This is a genomic window from Mesorhizobium sp. NPDC059054 (assembly GCF_042739215.1).
GTDB lineage: Bacteria > Pseudomonadota > Alphaproteobacteria > Rhizobiales > Rhizobiaceae > Mesorhizobium.
Genome location: NZ_JBHYHV010000001.1, coordinates 1 through 17,262 on the forward strand (window position 1 = coordinate 1; position 17,262 = coordinate 17,262).

The 17,262-nt window shown below is 63.7% G+C and carries 19 protein-coding genes; 11 read left to right on the forward strand and 8 right to left on the reverse strand.

What is annotated here, in order from left to right:
• Together ACFWXH_RS00005 and ACFWXH_RS00010 are read left to right on the forward strand one after the other, a co-directional pair.
• A partial coding sequence (locus ACFWXH_RS00005; protein WP_379118877.1) for a 2-oxo acid dehydrogenase subunit E2 occupies nucleotides 1–97 on the forward strand: 97 nt, incomplete at its 5' end.
• A gap of 116 nt (nucleotides 98–213) precedes the next feature.
• Nucleotides 214–552 (forward strand): hypothetical protein, encoded by a 339-nt coding sequence (locus tag ACFWXH_RS00010; RefSeq protein ID WP_379116402.1) that lies wholly within the window; start codon nucleotides 214–216, stop codon nucleotides 550–552.
• Nucleotides 553–583: 31 nt separating this feature from the next.
• Here ACFWXH_RS00010 and ACFWXH_RS00015 read toward each other — a convergent pair whose 3' ends face one another.
• Both ACFWXH_RS00015 and ACFWXH_RS00020 read right to left on the reverse strand, forming a co-directional pair.
• On the reverse strand, nucleotides 584–1,258 hold the full coding sequence (locus ACFWXH_RS00015; RefSeq protein ID WP_379118879.1) for an HAD family hydrolase: 675 nt from the start codon (nucleotides 1,256–1,258) through the stop codon (nucleotides 584–586).
• Between the two features lie 71 nt (nucleotides 1,259–1,329).
• The gene (locus tag ACFWXH_RS00020) at nucleotides 1,330–1,974 is read right to left on the reverse strand and encodes a hypothetical protein (RefSeq protein ID WP_379116404.1); all 645 of its coding nucleotides are present in this window, start codon (nucleotides 1,972–1,974) and stop codon (nucleotides 1,330–1,332) included.
• A 284-nt stretch (nucleotides 1,975–2,258) separates the two neighbouring features.
• On the opposite strand from ACFWXH_RS00020, the gene ACFWXH_RS00025 reads away from it, so the two are divergent.
• The 5 genes from ACFWXH_RS00025 (at nucleotide 2,259) to ptsP (ending at nucleotide 7,023) form a co-directional block, all read left to right on the forward strand.
• Nucleotides 2,259–2,696, forward strand: coding sequence for a transcriptional regulator GutM (locus ACFWXH_RS00025; RefSeq protein WP_379116406.1), 438 nt, complete (start codon nucleotides 2,259–2,261; stop codon nucleotides 2,694–2,696).
• A 52-nt stretch (nucleotides 2,697–2,748) separates the two neighbouring features.
• Nucleotides 2,749–3,522, forward strand: coding sequence for a PTS glucitol/sorbitol transporter subunit IIC (locus ACFWXH_RS00030; RefSeq protein ID WP_379116408.1), 774 nt, complete (start codon nucleotides 2,749–2,751; stop codon nucleotides 3,520–3,522).
• Nucleotides 3,523–3,536: 14 nt separating this feature from the next.
• Nucleotides 3,537–4,544, forward strand: a complete 1,008-nt coding sequence (locus ACFWXH_RS00035; RefSeq protein WP_379116410.1) for a PTS glucitol/sorbitol transporter subunit IIB — start codon at nucleotides 3,537–3,539, stop codon at nucleotides 4,542–4,544.
• A gap of 25 nt (nucleotides 4,545–4,569) precedes the next feature.
• Entirely contained in the window at nucleotides 4,570–4,950 is a 381-nt protein-coding gene (locus tag ACFWXH_RS00040) for a PTS glucitol/sorbitol transporter subunit IIA (RefSeq protein ID WP_379116412.1), read from the forward strand.
• A gap of 96 nt (nucleotides 4,951–5,046) precedes the next feature.
• Nucleotides 5,047–7,023 carry a phosphoenolpyruvate--protein phosphotransferase gene (gene ptsP, locus ACFWXH_RS00045; RefSeq protein ID WP_379116414.1) on the forward strand — a complete coding sequence of 659 codons (1,977 nt, stop codon included), beginning with the start codon at nucleotides 5,047–5,049 and terminating at the stop codon, nucleotides 7,021–7,023.
• Nucleotides 7,024–7,150: 127 nt separating this feature from the next.
• Here the strand turns inward: ptsP and ACFWXH_RS00050 are convergent, their stop codons facing one another.
• Nucleotides 7,151–7,948, reverse strand: coding sequence for a hypothetical protein (locus ACFWXH_RS00050; RefSeq protein WP_379116416.1), 798 nt, complete (start codon nucleotides 7,946–7,948; stop codon nucleotides 7,151–7,153).
• A 149-nt stretch (nucleotides 7,949–8,097) separates the two neighbouring features.
• Here ACFWXH_RS00050 and ACFWXH_RS00055 point away from each other — a divergent pair, with 149 nt between their 5' ends.
• Complete coding sequence (locus ACFWXH_RS00055) at nucleotides 8,098–9,108, forward strand: sugar-binding transcriptional regulator (RefSeq protein WP_379116418.1); 1,011 nt, start codon at nucleotides 8,098–8,100, stop codon at nucleotides 9,106–9,108.
• A gap of 142 nt (nucleotides 9,109–9,250) precedes the next feature.
• Here the strand turns inward: ACFWXH_RS00055 and ACFWXH_RS00060 are convergent, their stop codons facing one another.
• Complete coding sequence (locus tag ACFWXH_RS00060; RefSeq protein WP_379116420.1) at nucleotides 9,251–10,240, reverse strand: AraC family transcriptional regulator; 990 nt, start codon at nucleotides 10,238–10,240, stop codon at nucleotides 9,251–9,253.
• A 74-nt stretch (nucleotides 10,241–10,314) separates the two neighbouring features.
• On the opposite strand from ACFWXH_RS00060, the gene ACFWXH_RS00065 reads away from it, so the two are divergent.
• Nucleotides 10,315–11,526 carry an MFS transporter gene (locus ACFWXH_RS00065; protein ID WP_379116422.1) on the forward strand — a complete coding sequence of 404 codons (1,212 nt, stop codon included), beginning with the start codon at nucleotides 10,315–10,317 and terminating at the stop codon, nucleotides 11,524–11,526.
• An 83-nt stretch (nucleotides 11,527–11,609) separates the two neighbouring features.
• On the opposite strand, the gene ACFWXH_RS00070 is transcribed toward ACFWXH_RS00065, so the two are convergent.
• From ACFWXH_RS00070 to ACFWXH_RS00085, 4 genes are all read right to left on the reverse strand, one after another.
• Nucleotides 11,610–12,536: a TonB family protein gene (locus tag ACFWXH_RS00070; protein ID WP_379116424.1), complete on the reverse strand. Its 927-nt coding sequence runs from the start codon at nucleotides 12,534–12,536 to the stop codon at nucleotides 11,610–11,612.
• Entirely contained in the window at nucleotides 12,533–12,988 is a 456-nt protein-coding gene (gene exbD / locus ACFWXH_RS00075; RefSeq protein ID WP_379116426.1) for a TonB system transport protein ExbD, read from the reverse strand. The genes ACFWXH_RS00070 and exbD overlap by 4 nt, the downstream gene beginning before the upstream one ends.
• A 10-nt stretch (nucleotides 12,989–12,998) precedes the next feature.
• On the reverse strand, nucleotides 12,999–14,069 hold the full coding sequence (gene exbB / locus ACFWXH_RS00080; RefSeq protein WP_379118881.1) for a tonB-system energizer ExbB: 1,071 nt from the start codon (nucleotides 14,067–14,069) through the stop codon (nucleotides 12,999–13,001).
• Nucleotides 14,070–14,263: 194 nt separating this feature from the next.
• On the reverse strand, nucleotides 14,264–14,758 hold the full coding sequence (locus ACFWXH_RS00085; protein WP_379116428.1) for an Lrp/AsnC family transcriptional regulator: 495 nt from the start codon (nucleotides 14,756–14,758) through the stop codon (nucleotides 14,264–14,266).
• A 102-nt stretch (nucleotides 14,759–14,860) separates the two neighbouring features.
• Between ACFWXH_RS00085 and ACFWXH_RS00090 the strand changes: the two genes are divergently transcribed.
• Both ACFWXH_RS00090 and ACFWXH_RS00095 read left to right on the forward strand, forming a co-directional pair.
• Nucleotides 14,861–16,072 carry a diaminopropionate ammonia-lyase gene (locus ACFWXH_RS00090; protein WP_379116430.1) on the forward strand — a complete coding sequence of 404 codons (1,212 nt, stop codon included), beginning with the start codon at nucleotides 14,861–14,863 and terminating at the stop codon, nucleotides 16,070–16,072.
• Nucleotides 16,069–17,226 (forward strand): M20 aminoacylase family protein, encoded by a 1,158-nt coding sequence (locus ACFWXH_RS00095; RefSeq protein ID WP_379116432.1) that lies wholly within the window; start codon nucleotides 16,069–16,071, stop codon nucleotides 17,224–17,226. The genes ACFWXH_RS00090 and ACFWXH_RS00095 overlap by 4 nt, the downstream gene beginning before the upstream one ends.
• Nucleotides 17,227–17,262 lie beyond the last annotated feature (36 nt).

A 17,262-nucleotide genomic window follows, 5' to 3' on the forward strand; every position in this document is an offset into this window, starting at 1 on the left:
GTCGACCGACCATCGTGCCGTCGACGGTGCGCTGGGAGCCGAACTGCTCGGCGCCTTCAAGCGCATCATCGAGAACCCGATGACCATGCTGGTCTAGAATTCCTTCTGGCGGCGGTGCCGTCTCCCTTAGGGGAGGCGGCGAAAGATGCCCATGGCGGACCTTTGGGGAATCGCGTTAGCTGGCTGAAGGCTTCTCGATATGCCGGGCATGCCGTGACCAATCCACCCGAAATCTCGCTCGTTCCCCCGCAGATCGTGGCCGACAATGCTGCGAAGGGTCTGCGTCTGCGCGAAAGGTTCGGACGCGGCGGGACAGAGATCGGGATTGGTCGTGCCCGTGAGCTGGTCGAACGCCGGGCGCTTCAGCCTTCAACCATTCGGCGCATGGTGAGCTTCTTCGCCCGCCACGAAGTGGACAAGCGCGCCAGGAACTTCGGCAATGAGGACAATCCCTCCGCCGGCTATGTTGCATGGCTGCTTTGGGGTGGCGACGAAGGCCGCGCCTGGGCCATCGAATTGAAGACGATTGTCGGCAACGCGCCGGATATCTAGCCGGTCGCTGCAAACTCTGCTGTGCCGGTTATCAGAGCCGGAAGCCGAGCCCGTTCAGCCTGCCGGAGATCTCTGCCCAGGTCGCGCAGGCAGCGTGCGCGCCTTGCGCTTTCAGCCGTTCGCCATGGCCGGCATAGGTATGGCTGCCACCGGTGTAGCCGATCGCCGTCATGCCGGCTGCAACCGCGCCCTCGACGCCGAAAGGCGAGTCCTCGATCACAACGCAGTTCGCCGGGTCGGCGCCCATCTTCTCGGCCGCATAGAGGAAGATATCCGGCGCCGGCTTGCCGCGCTTTACCATGGAAGAGGAGAAGATCGCTTCGCCGAAATGCGGCGCCAGGCCGGTGACGGCGAGGCTGTGGTGGATGCGCTCCAGCGACGAGGAGGAGGCCACGCAGCGGCCTGCCTTCAGCGTGCCGAGGAAAGGTGCGATACCTGTGGTCGGATTGAGCTTTTCGCTGAACAGGTCGCGGGTAACGGTCCACAGGTCGCCTTCCTGATCGGGCTGCAGGTGATGGCCAGTCAGCTCCTTGATCCGGATGATGATGTCGGCCTGCTTCATGCCGACGCATTGGGCGATGACGTCAGCGCCGACGCCGTTCATGCCATGCTTCTCGTAGACGCGCTCATAGGCCTCGGCGGCCAGTGGCTCGCTGTCCACCAGAACGCCGTCGCAATCGAAGATGATCAACTGTTGTGCCGTCACGCCGCGCCTCGAAGTATCCGATAATTTCGGCACATCGCTATCGGCAAAGAGACGAATGTTCAAGCGAGCGTTCAGGCTCGATGCCCAATTTTCCGCTTGTCGGTCGTTTCAAGCGCAGCTTGCATCGCCTGCCTGGATTGCGCGCTGTCGGGCACGATCCAGTTCGGCTCTGCCCCGAGGAAGCGGTCGAGGAACGCCACCGCATAGGCCGGCATCTCGGTCACGTTTTCGCGATAGGACCACCAGGTGCGCAGGTCGTCCGCGCACTGGTCGATGGTCGGCGCATGTCCGAATTCCTGTTCGTGCACGGCGGCGATCGCCGACACACAGTAGTTGGTATAGAGGAAACCTTCCGGCCAGAACTGGACGATCTCGGTCATGCCTGCATCGTCGGTGGGCGGCAGGTCCGGGCGAGGTCCGGTGCCGACCGCCTTGGCCGGGTTCTGCCGGATCAGTTCGCGCAGCACCAGGCCGGCGGCGAAGATGATGAAATCGGCGCGGTTCACCTCGGCAAAACGCTTCTGCGCGTCCATGATCTCGATCCAGTCGAGGAAGGCCCTGGTCAGCCGCGTTTCATCGATCTCGAAACGCAGGCCATAGGTCGCCTCGACGGAACGTACACTCGCGCGGAACGTCGCCCTGAACCAGCGCAGGCGCCTCAGCTGATGGCCAAGATCCGGCATCAGGGCCAGTTCGTCTTTGAATCGCAAATCCATTGCACGTCCTTTGACGGTGACTCTAGAGCGTTTCCGTTCTTACGGAAACGCGGAAACGCTCTAGTTTTTGTTTCACGCAATTCCGGACGGAAAACCGCTGCGCACTTTTCCTGGAATTGCTAGCACACGCGTCGTCCCCGCCAAATGCGGTGGATCAATCGCTTTCGGGCTTCGTGGGAAAAATCATACATATTGACATTCAAGAAAACAAATGTTCTCTAACTTTCGTCTTGGTACTGTCATGAAGCAATGGCCGACCCAAGGGCTTGGGAGGAGATAAGCTGATGGCAATCTGGCAGTGGGCACTGCTCGCGCTTGCGCTCGTCTGGGGACTGCAGTCCCTCGGCGTCTGGCTGCAGATGCGGCACTATTCCGACGTCTTCAAAGGCATCACCAACAAATATGCCGACGGCTTCGTCGGCGCCGGCAATTATCGCGGCCGCTTCGCCAAGGGCATCATCGTCCTGGTGGTCGTGACCCCTGACCTCGTCGTGCGCCGCCTGCTCGTCATGAGCGGCCGTTCGGTGTTCGCCAAGTTCAGGCGGCGTGAAGAATTCGAGGGCGTCGCCCTCGATCGTATCCGGTCCAATCCTGCGATCATGGGGGAGGGGGAACCCGGTGTGGCCGAGGCCGTGAAGCGGGCGATCGAGCAGATCGACCGGGCACGGGCGGAGCCGGGAAAGAAGCCGGGTCTCACCGGCTTGAAGACAGTCAGCGCATAAAACGAATGTCGCTGCCGTTGGGGACAGACGGCGGACGGCCCAAGGAGGAGATATGTCTGTAATTTCATTGTTGGCGCAGCACGCTGACATGGCCGTACAGCACCTGCACGCGGCAGGCGCGGTCGTCCAGGATGCTGCCCAGAACGCTGCATTGCACGGCAAGCTTGCCGTCACTCACGCCAGCGACAATCTTGTCGTTCTGGCACAGGCCGACAGCGGCCCGATCACCGTCGAACAGTTCAAGGAGAAGCTGAACGAAGTCGCCAAGGAAGAGCAGCTGGGCTGGCTGACCGCCATCGGCAAATACTTCATCGGCATCTTCCAGAAGGGTGGCGAGGTCTTCGCCGGTTTCGTCACCGGTATCATCCCGACTCTGGTGGTGCTGATGACGGCGTTCTACGCCATCACCGAACTGGTCGGTGAAGAGCGTGTGCACGGCCTTGCCCGTGGCGCCGGCCGCATCGCGCTCACCCGCTACACGGTGCTGCCGCTGCTCGCCGTCTTCTTCCTCACCAACCCGATGGCCTATACCTTCGGCTCCTTCCTGGAAGAGAAGCACAAGCCGGCCTTCTACGACGCGGCCGTGTCCTACGTGCATCCGCCGCTCGGCCTCTTCCCGCACATCAATCCGGGCGAATATTTCGTCTGGGGCGGCGTGCTGGTCGCGTTGCTCGAGCTGGAGAAGAAGGGGGCGGTGGTTGCCGGCTACCACATCAAGGTGGCTATCTGGTACGCCATCGTCGGTCTCGTCGTGATCCTGTTCAAGGGTATCCTGACCGAGCGCATCACCGCCATCATGGCACGCCGTCAGGGCGTCGAGCTGTAAGGGGCGGGAGCATCATGGCAAAGACCTACAAGGCCGTAAAAATCTCCAAGGGCTCCGGAGGCTGGGGCGGTCCGCTCGTCATCGAGCCGACCGCACAGCGCAACAAGGTCGTCTCCGTCACCGGCGGCGGTATCCATCCGATCGCCGCCCAGATCGCCGAGATGACCGGGGCTGAGGCCGTCGACGGCTTCAAGTCGCCGCCCATCGAAGGTGAGATGGCTGTCGTCGTCGTCGACTGCGGCGGTACCGCACGCTGCGGCGTCTATCCGCGCAAGCGCATCCCGACCGTCAATGTCACGCCGGTCGGCCAGTCCGGGCCTCTCGCCCAGTTCATCCTGGAAGACATCTATGTCTCGGGCGTCAAGCCGGCCAACATCGTGATGGCCGACGGCTCCGAGGCGGTAACCACTGCGGGGGATGTAGCGGCAATGAGTTCAAGCAACAGCAATTCGCCGTCGGCGGCAGCCCAGCCGCTGCCGAGCGAAGGCGGCATGATCGGGCTGATCTCTTCGATCGGCCGCGTCATGGGACGCGTCGTCGGCATCTTCTTCAATGCCGGCCGCCGCACCATCGACCAGGTGATCCGCAACGTGCTGCCCTTCATGGCCTTCGTGACCATGCTGATCGGCCTGATCCTCTACACCGGGATCGGTGACGTGCTGGCGCAGCCTATGGGTCCGCTCGCCAACAACATCGTCGGCCTGCTGATCATCTCGGCGATCTGCGGCCTGCCGTTCCTCTCGCCCATCCTCGGGCCAGGCGCGGTCATTGCCCAGGTCATCGGCGTCGCCATCATCGGCCCGCAGATCGCCAACGGCACGATTGCGCCGGCCATGGCGCTGCCGGCGCTGTTTGCCTACAACACCCAGGTCGGCTGCGACTTCGTCCCGGTCGGTCTGGCGCTTGGCGAAGCCAAGCCCAAGACGATCGAGATCGGTGTGCCGGCGGTGCTCATCAGCCGCCAGATCATGGGTCCCGTGTCCGTGCTGTTCGCATGGGTAGTCAGTCTGCTGGTCCTGTAACGACAAGAAGGAGATTCGCCGCATCATGACGGTTCTGTTGGAAACGCGGGTAACCGCAGTTGGACCCGAAGTGGCGGATCTCGCCGAGGGCGGTGTGGTCATCCTGTTCGCGGACGGCTCACCGCCGGAGCTCGCCGAGGTTTCGGTGATGCACAAGGCCGTACAGGGACCCAGCGACGGCGCGCCGCAGGTCGGCGCGTCGATCGCCATCGGCGCGGTGTCGGCGACGATCACCGCAATCGGCTCCACCGCATGGAGCAAGGTGCGCGAGATCGGTCATGTCGTCATATCGTTCAACGGTGCGACGGAAGCGGAACGCCCGGGTGAGATCTGCGCCAGCGAAGTCGACGCCGGTCAACTCGTCCAGGCTCTCAAGCAGGACGCTCTGATCACTATCGCTGCCTGAAATCCCTCGCGCCGCGATCCCGCGCGGGTCACGGCGCTTTTTCTTTTCGATCGCGCCCTTCCGGGATGGGCCGGAATATCTGATAGGATTGTCCGTATGGAACGCTCGACCATCGTCAGAGTGCATGAAGGTTTGCACGCCCGTCCCGCGACCCGCTTTGTGCGGCTTGCCAAAAGCTTCGAGTCCGAAGTCGAGATCGTGAAGGCAGGCAAGGCGGTGAGCGCCAAGAGCTCGGTCAAGCTGATGCTTCTGGGCGTGAAGGAAAACCAGGAAGTCACCGTGCGCGCCAACGGCGCCGATGCGGTCGAGGCAGTCGAGGCGCTGATCGGTTATCTGGAAAACCCGCGCGCCGGGATCGAGGAGGAGGATGCCGACGGCGAGCAGAAGGGGATCAACGGCGAGGCGGTCAAGCCTGTCACCGCAAGCCCCACGCTGCAGGAGACGCCTTCAGGCGGCCTGCGGGGCGTTGCCGCCAGCGAGGGTGTCGCCGTCGGTCCGGCCTTCGCGCATTTCCCGCCGGAAATCCGCCCTCAAGCGCGCACGCTTACGCCCGAGGAGGCTGAAGCCGAGATCGTGCGTTTCGGCCATGCCGTATCTGCCGTACAGGCGCGCATGGACAAGGTGTTGGCCAGCGAGGGCTTGGCAGCTGGCGATCGCGGCATAGTTGCTGCCCTGCGCGACCTCGCCGCGGACGACACGCTGATCGGCGACGCCGAGACGATGATCCGTGCCGGAACGGATGCCGTTGCCGCCGTCATCGCCACCGCTGCCAGGCTTGCCGCCGAATTCGGTTCGGTCGAAGACCCCTATCTCAACGCCCGTGCCGACGACGTTCAAGCGGTCGGCCGCCAGATCTGTCTTGCTTTGCTTGGGCAGGACGATGTCAGCCTGGAGGATATCCCGCAAGGCGCCATCTTGATCGCCGAGGATATCGGCGCCTGGGATCTGTCGCGCGCGCCGCTGAAGCGCATCGGCGGCATCGTCTGCGGCCATGGCGGCGCGACCTCCCACATCGCCATCATTGCCCGCTCACACGGCATACCGGCGGTGCTTGGTCTCGGTGCCCGCGTTTCGGATTTGCGCGATGCGAGAGAAATCGCCCTTGATGGCAACAGTGGCCTGGTCGTCGCTGACCCGGCTGCGGATGTGAAGGCCGGCTATCTCCAGCGCATCGAGGAAGCGGTCAAGGAGCGTCATGCGCTCGATGTGTTCAAGGACGTGACGCCGAAGCGCACCGATGGCACCGTCATCGAAGTGGCCGCCAACATCGGCTCGCTGGAGGAGATCGAGGCCGCGCAGGCAGCCGGCGCCATGGGCGTGGGCCTCTTCCGTACCGAGCTTCTTTTCATGCGCCATATGCATCTGCCGTCTGAGGATATGCAGGCCGAGACCTATGCGGCGCTGGCGCGGGCCTTCGCACCCCACCCGGTTATCGTGCGTACACTCGACATCGGTGGCGACAAGCCAGTGGCCGGCATCGAGTTCCCGGAAGAGGAAAACCCATTCCTAGGCTGGCGCGGCATCCGCATGTGTCTCGACCGACCGGATATCTTCAAGCCTCAGCTCAAGGCGCTGCTGCGTGCCGCCGTGCACGGCAACGTCAAGGTGATGTTGCCGATGGTGTCGGACCTGACCGAGGTGCGTCGGGCCAAGACACTGATCGACGAATGCGCAGGCGAACTGACGCGCGACGGCGTGTACTTCGCGCACTTCCATCTCGGCGTGATGATCGAGACGCCGGCAGCCGTGCTGATCGCGCCGGCGCTGGCGAAGGAAGTGTCCTTCTTCTCGATAGGCACCAACGACCTCACCCAATATGTCATGGCCGCCGATCGCCTGAATCCGACGGTCGGTGCATTGAACGACGTCGCCAATCCGGCGGTGATGGCGGCGATCGAGATGACGGCGAAGGCCGGCGTCGAAGCCGGTATCATGGTTGGCATGTGCGGCGAGGCCGCTGCTCGTCCGGATCTCATTCCGGAGTTCCTGCGCATGGGGCTGACCGAATTGTCGATGAGCCCGGCTTCGATCTCACGCGCCAAGAAGCGGATCGTCGAGTTGAGCAAAGAGTAGGCACTTCGTCGCGCTGCGTTGAAGCTGCCCCTCATCCGACCCTTCGGGCCACCTTCTCTCCGTAAACGAGGAGAAGGGAAAGGGCGCGAGCTTACCGCCGAAGCTTCCGTGTGCGAGTGGGAGGTATTTACGGCAGATGCGCGAGCAGCGTGGCAAACACCGTCGTCAGCTCGTCCAGCGGGTCGTTGCCGTTGCAGGCCGCCAGGATGCGGTCGAGCCTGGCGTCGGTGGCAAGCAACGCGATCTCCAGCAGGTCGGGTTCGGGTTTGGCACTGATGTCGACGCTGGCAAGTCCGACCGCCAGCGCGAGGGGCGCCAGGCAGGATATCGCGAAGCTGCGGCCCGGGCCGACGGCGGCGGTCGGTGCCTCGCCTTGCCGCAGCGGGTCGTGATTGAGGAATTCCACCAGAAGCGCCGCACTCAGCGCCGCCACCAGCGCCACGCGCCCGGCCCATTCGCCTTCTCGGACCAGCCGGGTGAGAAGTTCGACATGCTGCCGCGCGATCGCCGCGTGCACGGCGGTGAAATTTGCTTCGCGCACCCGGGTGCCGTCGGCCTTCTTTTCTGCAAGCACGGCTTTGGCCAGTGCATACATGTCGCGCCGGAAGGCGCGTTCGCCGGCAAGCGCTGCATCGCCGCTCGCAAAATAGATGCCGAACGGTTTCGGCATGAGGCCATTCATGCGGCCGCTGCGTTCGCGCGGCACCAACGTTTCGGCAATTGACATCATGTCGTCGAAGGCGCTTGCCGCATGGCCGAGCAGCCCCTCGATCTCGCGGATCGGAAAGGATGGACGAGCCGTCTCTTCGCCTTGCCGCGCCTGCTGGGCAGGATTGTCGTGCCGGTGCCTGCGGATGACGTGGCGCACGTCACGCAGCCGGTCCTTCAGGTTGACGCGGACCTCTTCGGAGATTTCACGCAGCATCGTCTGTTCTCAGCTTCATATCAGCCGGTATAGGCGGCATGGCAGTGTCAGCCAATTGTTTATATCGTGCAGGACCGGTCAAAAGGCGATAGTGGCCATATGACGAATCGGGGAACGGTTTGGTCTCAGTGCTTACGGGGAGGGATGCAGTGGCAAGAAGGCCGCAGCGGCAGGCGGGGACAGCGGAAGTCGGGGCAAGTGAGAATGGAACGGTCGCGGTCGAAAGCAAGGCCGATCGCCTGCGCATCCGCGCCGCCTGGATGTATTTCATCGAGCAGATGACCCAGAACGAGATCGCCGACGTGCTTGGCGTCGGACGTGTCACTGTCGTGCGTATGCTGGCAGAGGCGCGCGCTCGCAACGAAGTCAAGATCGCCATCGAAAGCGAATTATCCGAGATCGTGCGGCTGGAGCGCACGCTGGAAAAGACCTTTGGCCTTGAACAGGCGCTCGTCGCGCCGCTCTCCGGTGCGGATTCGGACCCGATCCCGGCCATTGCCGCCAAGACAGGCGCCTATCTTTCGGAAGCCATGCGCTCGGGCATGCGCGTCGGCGTCGGCTGGGGTCGCACGCTGCTTTCGACCCTGCCTTTCATCGGGGCCAAGTCGCTGAGCGATTTCAAGGTCATCTCTTTGCTCGGCGGCGTCGGCGTGGCGCGCCGCTACAATCCGGCCGAGTTCGCCTGGCGTTTCGCGCAGGTCTTCCAGGGCGACGGCTATCTCATCCCGGCACCCGCGGTGGTCGATAGCGTCGAGACCAAGGTCGCGCTGGTGGAACGTTGCGGGCTCGAAGAGATCTTTGAGATGGCCGATGCGCTGGATGCGGTGCTGCTGTCGATCGGCGGCATCGCTTCCGCCACCACCTTCTATCGCGGCGGCTTCCTGAAAGAGGCAGAGCGGGAGGCGCTGCTCGCGCGCGGTGCCGTCGGCGATCTTCTGTTTCATTTCTTCAATCGCAACGGCGATCTCGTCGATCATCCGGTGAACGATCGCGTGATGTCGGTGGAAGTCGACCGGCTGCGCCGAGCGCCACTACGCATCCTCACTTCGGGTGGAGAGGAAAAGATCGAGGCGTTGCTCGGCGCCATGCATCTCATCAAGCCGACTGTGCTGATCACCGACGAGGAGAGCGCACGGCGTATGCTTGAGGCGCACGCCTAGAGCGTTTCCGTTTTTCACGGAAACGCTGAAACGCTCTACCTCTTTGTTCTTACGGACGGAAAACCGCTGCGCACTTTTCTACCCTAGGCTGCTATCGCAGATGGGGCGGGCTGCCTCTCGGTCCCCTGCCGCCGTCGTCGGCTCAGATATTCGGCACCTCGATAAAGTCCTCGCCGCGGAAATGGCTCGGCGGTGCGCCGATCACCCGTTTGAAAGCGCGGCTGAAGGCGGCTTCCGATTCATAGCCCAGTCTGTTGGCGACGACCGCGATCTTCAGCCGGTCATGGGTCAGCCATTGCCTGGCCTGATGCATGCGCACCTGGGTGACGTATTTGGCGGGCGTTTCGCCGACGGTCGAGGCGAAGCGTTCGGCAAAGCCCGATCGCGAGGCACCCATGGTGCGCGCGAGGGTCTCGACGCTCCAGTCGCGGTTCGGTTCGAGATGGATCGCCGCCAGCACCTTGCCGAGCTCACGGTCGCGCACCGCCGCGATCCAGCCCTTGGAATCGCCACAGCCGCGCTCGACCCATGAGCGGATGATCGAGGCGGCCAGGACATCCGCCAGCCGCGCCACGATGCCGCCGGAGCCGACGCGCTCCATCTTCACCTCGCGCGCCATCGCTTCCAGCAGATGCGGGATGCTTGGCTCGTATTCTTCCAGGCCATGCGTGCGCATCACATCCGGCATCATGCCGAGCAGCGGGTGCAGGCTGTCGAGGTTGAAATACATGGTGCCGCAGAACAGAAGTGTGCCCGGTACGCAACCTTCCGTCTCCGTTTTCATGCAGTAGACATTCTTGCAGATTTCGGTGACTTCGTAGCCCTTGAACTGCGTGGTCGGCACGTCGGGCGAACTGGCCAGCGCGTGCGGTGCGCCGCGCGGCACCAGTACGGCGTCGCCCGCCTTCATCTCAAACCAGTCGCCATTGGGCATCCGCATCCAGCACCCCTTCTGGCCGACGAAATAGAAGCGGGCGGCGTCCTGTGCCGGGAATTCAAGCCCCCACGGCTCCTTCATTTGACAGCGGCCGTACTGCACGCCGTCGAGGCGCAGGCCACGCAGGATGTCGGTCAGCGGGTCGCCGGTCGGGGACACCGAAGGCGATGAATTTTTGGACGAACGATCAAGCATAATGGTGTTTCTAACATGGAAACTCCAGACGGTCACCTCCATTTGTTGCACTGCAACCAATTCGGAGACTGACTATGACCGACCCCGCGACAGCGGCGCTGGATGCGCCCGTTTTGTCATCCGTCGAGGAGCGTGCCGACCCGGCCTGGGGAGCCGTCGTCTCGCTGGCGCTCGGCGTCTTCGGTCTCGTGACCGCGGAATTCCTCCCGGCCAGCCTGCTCACCCCGATGGCACAAGACCTCGGTGTCAGTGAGGGCGCTGCCGGCCAGGCCGTGACTGCCACAGCGATTGTTGGCGCCATCGCGGCACCCACAATGGCGATCATCACCCGCCGTCTCGACCGCAAGATCCTGATGTGGATCCTCACCTTCCTGCTTATCATTTCCAGTCTGACCGCAGCCTTTGCTTCCTCATTGGGCATGCTGTTGGCCGCACGCGTCGTGCTCGGTGTCGCGCTTGGCGGCTTCTGGGCGATGTCGGGTGCCATGACCATGCGCCTGGTGCCTGCGCGGCTGTTGCCGCGTGCCATGTCGATCATCCTGGGTGGCGTGTCGGTGGCTACGGTCTGTGCCGCGCCCGTCGGCGCCTATGTCGGTGACATCTGGGGCTGGCGCACCGCGTTCCTGATCGCGGCCATCGTTGGCGCCGTCACGCTGCTGGCGCAGGTGGCCACGCTTCCGAGCCTGCCGCCGTCAGGCATCGCCAGCCTGCGCACGCTGGTGGACGTCGCTAAGCGTCCGGCGATCGGTGTAGGCCTGCTCTTTATCCTTTTCATCGCTTCGGGGCATTTCGCAGGCTTCACCTATGTCCGCGCTTTCTTAGAGCAAGTTCCAGTCCTGGATGTCGAGAACATCTCTCTGGTGCTGCTTGCCTTCGGTATCGGCGGGTTCATCGGCAATCTCGTCGGCGGTTTCGTGGTGGAGCGCAGCCTGAAGCTTGCCGCGGGCATGTCGCCGCTGCTGATCGCGATCTCGACGCTGGCCCTGCTTGTCTTCGGCGCCTCGCCGCTGACATCGGCCATCGCCGTCACAGCCTGGGGTTTCGCCTTCGGCGCGATCCCGGTTTCGGTGCAGACCTGGATGCTGCGTGCCGCCCCCGATCAGGCTGAAAGCGCCGGTGGCCTCATGGTCACGGCTTTCCAGGTGGCGATTGCAGCGGGTGCGGTCATTGGCGGCCTGCTGGTCGACAATGCCGGTGTGGCAAGCGCTTTCGCTTATGCCGGCATCGCCACGTTGCTGGCAGCGGTGACGGCTTTCGTGCTTGGACCGAAGACCGAAAAGGCTTGAGAGCCGGACCGCGACGTCACGGCAGATGGCATCCACAATGAAGCGGCGCGGGCTAAGTCCGCGCCGCTTCTATTTGGTGATGCTCAGCGGGTGGAGCCGACCGGAACAGTGAGGAACATCGCCGTGACGGTTGATGGGGGCGCGGGAATTGGGGATGCCCGTCGCACCATCGACACAGCTGCATCATCGAGGCTCTTGTCGCCCGAGGACCGCGCAAGCGCGACCGACAGGATCGATCCACCCGAATTGAACGTGAACCGCACCAGGGCATCGCCGCCGCCACGGCGACCGGCATTTATCGAACGCCTGTAGCGCATAAGGTGCGCGCCGACACGCGATTTCCACTGCGAAGGCGACATCGAACTCCCAGCGCTGCCGCTGCTTCCGCCGGCCATTTGGGTGGCGGCGCCGGCCCTGGCCGCTTTCCGCTGGGCAACCGAATTGGCGACCGCTTTCTTTTCGACCTTTTCCGGCTTTTCGGCCTTCGCCTCTTTGACAGGCTCGGGCTTCTTCTTCTCGACCGGTTTCTTCTCACGCACCGGCTTGACGACCGGCTTCGGCTTTTCGATTTCGGGTCGCGGTTCTGGAATGGCCATTGCCACTTCCGGTAAGGGCGCCTCGGTAAGGTCCGGCACCACTTCCTCGACGGCTTCAGGTTTTGTCGCCTCGAGCGGCTCCGGTTCCGTCACCTCTTCGACAGGCTCGGCTACCTCTTGCTCGACAGGCTTGATCTCCTCCTTGACCTCTTGCGGGGTCTCGGCGGCTTCGCTGTCGACAGGATCTGCGGTGTCGAGCGGCACGGTGTCGGCGTTTATGACCATCGGCGGCAGGTCGAGCATGACGGCCGGTGGTGCAGCCGGCGGCAGCACGGTCTCGGGCGCTTCTCGATGAAGATACCAGCCGCCGCCAGCATGGATCGACGCAACGATGAGCGCAGCGCCCGACCATAGCGCCAGCTCGCGGCGGCTCATGCCACCGAACAGGCCGCCATGCGCAGCGGCCGCTGTCACTGTGCCGCTCCCGGGGGTGACGTCGTCGTTGGGATTGTTTCCAGCCCGACGAGAGCCACTTTCAGGTAGCCCGCGCCGCGCATCAGGTTCATCACCTCCATCAACTCGCCATAGGCGACGCCCCGGTCGGCGCGCAGGAAGATGCGCTTCTGCTTGTCGCCCTGGGCGATCGTGTCCAGCTGCTGCTGGAAAACAGGGCGATCCACGGTCTGTTGGCCAATCGCCAGGCTGAGGTCGTCTTTCAGCGTGACGTAAAGCGGCTCTTCCGGTCGTGGAGCGGGCGTTGCAGTGGAAGCCGGCAGGTCGACATTGATGTCGACCGTCGCCAGCGGTGCCGCGACCATGAAGATGATGAGCAGGACCAGCATGACGTCGATGAATGGCGTCACGTTGATCTCGTGGTTCTCCTGGAGATCGTCATCGTCGAACGATTGCTTGATGCCGCCGGCCATCGCGCTTCTCCTAAACGGCTACAGCGGGTGCCTGATGGCCATTTGCGGGCCTGGCAGTTGCGGTGGCATGCGAACGCGCTGTCGCGTGGATCGGAGAGACACGATCGAGGTCGCGGCTGACCAGCCGCTGCACGCCAGCGGCGGCGTCCGCCAGGCCCTGGCGGTAGCCGGTGATGGAGCGGGCGAAGACGTTGTAGATGACCACGGCCGGGATCGCGGCGATCAGGCCGACGGCGGTTGCCAGCAGTGCTTCGGCGATACCGGGGGCAACGACGGCGAGGTTGGTGGTCTGTGCTTCCGAAATGCCGATGAAGGAATTCATGATCCCCCACACCGTGCCGAACAGACCGACGAAGGGAGCGGTCGAGCCGATTGTGGCGAGTACGCCGGTGCCGCGGCTGAGCCGCCGGCCCGCTTGCGCCTGGATGCGCATCAGGCGCGATTCCACGCGCTCCTTGACACCGGCGGGATCGTAGCTGCCGTCGTCCTGTCGCGACATTTCCAGTTCTTCGCTGGCCGCCCGCACTAGCACGCCGCCGATGCCTGCGCCCTTGCCGAGCGCCTGTGCCGCATCGTCCAGCCGGCGCGCGCCCGTGATGCCGCGCAAGGCCTTGGAAAGGCGTGCCTTGGAACCTGCGATCTCAAGCGATTTGGCCAGCCACACGGTCCAGGTCACCAGCGAGGCGAAGGCAAGGCCGATCATGACGCCCTTCACGACCCAGTCCGCGCTCATGAACATGCCCCAGGGGGACAGGTTGTGCGGCAATGTCGCCTTGGCGATGGCCGGTGCCTCGGAAGCGCCGGGAGCAGCCGGTGTCGCGGCCGGCGCCGACATCGAAGGTGCGGGCTGCGATGCAGGGGCGGGAGCAGATGTTGTGCCTTGCGCGGAATTCGTGTTTTGCGTCGGTGCCGCGTCTCCGGCACTTGGGGCCATGGCCGGAGCCGTGTTTTCAACGGGTGCTGCTTGCTGCGCCAGAGCCGGTGCGACGTTCACCGCAATGAGGGCTGCGAGCGCGGCGGTGCGGGTTACCCGACCGAATGAAGTCTTCCGGCCTGTCGGGTTCGCGACGTTGAGGCGCATATCGTCTTGCAAGGTCTCGTCTCCACTTTACGGAGCCGAGACGATCCGGCGGTTTGATATTGATCCACTCAGGTCTCGGCTCATACGAGCGAGAGCGACCTAACATTGTTGAGTACGATTATCAAGAAATTGCGACTTCACTTTGCGTATCTTTTGCCCAGCCAATTTCATGCAGCGCGGGCAGTGGCCTGGATCTATGCCTTGCCGGGCTGCTTCAATGGCACGGTGAGCCCGACCTTGACGCGGTCCATGGCGACAAAGGTGCGGAATTTCTTGACATTGTTGTTGGAGAAGAACAGCCGGCGTGTCAGCGCTTCATAGTCAGCCATGGTGGACACGATAATGATCAGGATGAAGTCCGCTTCGCCGGTCACATAGTAGCATTGCTGCACTTCGGGTGCGGCGGAGAATTCCCGCTTGGCGACGTCGAGGAGTTCGGCGGTTTCGCTGACCACCTCGACTTCCACGAAGATGGTGATGGCTTGCCCGACCCTGGCGGGATCGACGATGGCGACATTGGCCTCGATCACGCCGGCCTCTTCAAGGCGCCTGATACGCCGCTGCACGGCGGGAGCGGAGAGATTGACCGCCTCGCCGACCAGCCGTTGCGGCGTGGCGTTGTCCTTCTGCAGGATGGCGAGGATCGCCAGATCGAAACTGTCAAGTTCGATTGCCGGTTTCGTCACCATGCTGCCTCATGAAACAAACTTGCGCGGGTCGTGGCGGAATACAGCGCAATTTGCGCCCGCGATGCAATACATCTTCGCCGACCCTGCGAGAGAGAGAGGCGGATGTTTCTGCTCAACACCCATTTCGACCATAACGCCCGGTTGCTCCCGGTCGATGCCGCGTCCTTAAGCGCACATGGCGTGCGTGAAGTGGAGCGCTTCCTGGAGTTTCGCGAGGATGCCGCCGCTTCCCCGCTTATGGCCTTGCCGGCACTGGCGGATGCGCTGGGTGTCGGTGCGATCCATATGAAGGACGAGGGGCAGCGCCTCGGTCTCGGCAGCTTCAAGGCGCTCGGCGGTTCCTATGCGGTGGTCCGGCTTGTGCTTGAGGAGGCGTCACGTCACTTCGATTGCGATGTCGGTTTCGCCGATCTTGGCCGTCCGAGCGTGCGGGCGTTGGCTGCCGGGAAGACGTTCGCCTGCGCCACTGACGGCAATCACGGCCGCTCGGTTGCGCAAGGTGCGCAGCTTGTCGGCGCGAGATCCGTCATCTTCGTGCATGGCGGTGTCAGCGATGAAAGGGTCGCTGCGATTGCCAGCTTCGGTGCCGAAATGATCCGTATCGACGGGACCTACGACGAGACCGTGGCCGAGGCCGCACGTGTTGCCGAGCGCGAAGGCTGGTCGATTGTTTCGGACACTTCATGGCCAGGCTACGAACGCATTCCCGGTCTGGTCATGCAGGGTTATACGGCGATCGCACACGAGGCTTTGAGCCAGATCGACAGGCCGCCGACCCATGTCTTCGTGCAGGCCGGCGTTGGCGGCATCGCTGCGGCGATGGCAGGGCATTTTGCCGAAACGCTTGGAAAGGCCCGTCCGAGCTTCGTGGTGGTCGAACCGGCCCGCGCGGCCTGCATCCTGGCAACCGCCCATGCAGGCCGTGTAACCAGGATCGACCATGGCGAGCCAACCGTAATGGCGATGCTGGAATGCTACGAGCCCTCGCTGGTCGCTTGGCGCGTGCTGTCGCGTGCTGCCGACGCGTTCATGGCGGTCGGGGAAGAACACGCTGTTGCGGCCATGAACCGGCTGGCATGGCCGGCAGGTCATGACCCGGCGATCGTCTCCGGCGAAAGCGGTTGTGTCGGCCTTGCCGGCCTGACACGCGCGCTGGCCGAACCGGATTTGAAGGCGGCGCTGCGCCTCGACGCCACATCCCGTATCCTTCTGGTCAACACCGAAGGCGCCACCGATCCGGGTCTCTACGAACAATTGGTGGGCTCAAGCCCGGCTGCGGTGGCCGGCCGCAACAAGGAGGTGACGCCCGCATGACCGACATGGTTCTGCTCGAACGCGAAATGACGGCGTGGCGTCGCGACCTGCATGCGCATCCCGAGTTCGGCTTCGAGGAAAAGCGCACCGCCGCCTTCGTTGCCGGGAAGCTGCGTGAATTCGGTCTCGATGTCACCGAAGGCGTGGGCGGCACCGGGGTCGTCGGCACGCTGAAGCGCGGCTCGAGCAATCGCGCGATTGCGCTGCGCGCCGACATGGATGCGTTGCGCATCACCGAGCAGGGGACGGCCGACCACCGTTCGCAGAACCGGGGCGTCATGCACGCCTGTGGCCATGACGGCCACACCTCCATGCTGCTCGGCGCGGCGCGGCAGCTGGCGGAAGAGGGCGGTTTCGACGGAACGGTTCGCTTCATCTTCCAGCCGGCGGAAGAGTGGGGCAGAGGTGCGCTCGCCATGCTCGACGACGGTCTTATGGCGCGCTTTCCGTTCGAGGAAATCTACGGCCTGCACAATATGCCTGGTCTGCCGGTCGGCCGTTTTGAAACACGCGCCGGCTCGTTCATGTCGGCCGAGGACAATTTCGAGATTGCGCTGAAGGGCGTCGGCGGCCATGCCGCGCGGCCACATTGGGGCAATGAGGTGCTGGTCGCGGCCTGCGCGCTCGTCACCAACCTGCAGACCATCGTGTCGCGGCGCCTCAGCCCGACAGACATCGGCGTCGTTTCGGTGACGGAGCTCATCACCGACGGCACGCGCAACGCGTTGCCGGGCTTGGCCCGGATCCTGGGCGATGCCCGCAGCTTCCGGCCGGAGGTCAGCGCCGAGATCGAGCGGCAGATGCGCGTCATCGCAGAGGGAACGGCGCTGGCTCACAACGTCAGCACCGAGGTCACGTATACGCGTGAGTTCGTGCCGCTGTTGAATGATGCGGCGCTGGTCGAGGAGGCCTTTGCCGCTGCAGCAACGGTCTTCAGGCCGGAGGCGATCGCAATTGCAAAGGAGCCGATGACCGGTTCGGAGGACTTCGCCCGGTTCCTCGATCATGTCCCGGGCTGTTTCGTCTTTGTCGGCAATGGCGAGGATTCCGCGCCGCTACACAACCCGACTTTCGATTTCAACGATGCGGGCCTGCTCCACGGCACGGGTTTCCACGTCGCCATCACCCGGCGCCGTTTGCCGGAGCGGCAATAGTCCAGAAAAGAAGGGCCGGCGGAGCCGGCCCTTCAC

Coding starts and splice junctions, on each gene's coding strand:
- ACFWXH_RS00020 (WP_379116404.1), bottom strand. CDS start 1,974: ATGGATTTGCGATTCAAAGACGAACTGGCCCTGATGCCGGATCTTGGC.
- ACFWXH_RS00025 (WP_379116406.1), top strand. CDS start 2,259: ATGGCAATCTGGCAGTGGGCACTGCTCGCGCTTGCGCTCGTCTGGGGA.
- ACFWXH_RS00030 (WP_379116408.1), top strand. CDS start 2,749: ATGTCTGTAATTTCATTGTTGGCGCAGCACGCTGACATGGCCGTACAG.
- ACFWXH_RS00035 (WP_379116410.1), top strand. CDS start 3,537: ATGGCAAAGACCTACAAGGCCGTAAAAATCTCCAAGGGCTCCGGAGGC.
- ACFWXH_RS00040 (WP_379116412.1), top strand. CDS start 4,570: ATGACGGTTCTGTTGGAAACGCGGGTAACCGCAGTTGGACCCGAAGTG.
- ptsP (WP_379116414.1), top strand. CDS start 5,047: ATGGAACGCTCGACCATCGTCAGAGTGCATGAAGGTTTGCACGCCCGT.
- ACFWXH_RS00050 (WP_379116416.1), bottom strand. CDS start 7,948: ATGCTGCGTGAAATCTCCGAAGAGGTCCGCGTCAACCTGAAGGACCGG.
- ACFWXH_RS00060 (WP_379116420.1), bottom strand. CDS start 10,240: ATGCTTGATCGTTCGTCCAAAAATTCATCGCCTTCGGTGTCCCCGACC.
- ACFWXH_RS00065 (WP_379116422.1), top strand. CDS start 10,315: ATGACCGACCCCGCGACAGCGGCGCTGGATGCGCCCGTTTTGTCATCC.
- exbD (WP_379116426.1), bottom strand. CDS start 12,988: ATGGCCGGCGGCATCAAGCAATCGTTCGACGATGACGATCTCCAGGAG.
- exbB (WP_379118881.1), bottom strand. CDS start 14,069: ATGCGCCTCAACGTCGCGAACCCGACAGGCCGGAAGACTTCATTCGGT.
- ACFWXH_RS00085 (WP_379116428.1), bottom strand. CDS start 14,758: ATGGTGACGAAACCGGCAATCGAACTTGACAGTTTCGATCTGGCGATC.
- ACFWXH_RS00090 (WP_379116430.1), top strand. CDS start 14,861: ATGTTTCTGCTCAACACCCATTTCGACCATAACGCCCGGTTGCTCCCG.
- ACFWXH_RS00095 (WP_379116432.1), top strand. CDS start 16,069: ATGACCGACATGGTTCTGCTCGAACGCGAAATGACGGCGTGGCGTCGC.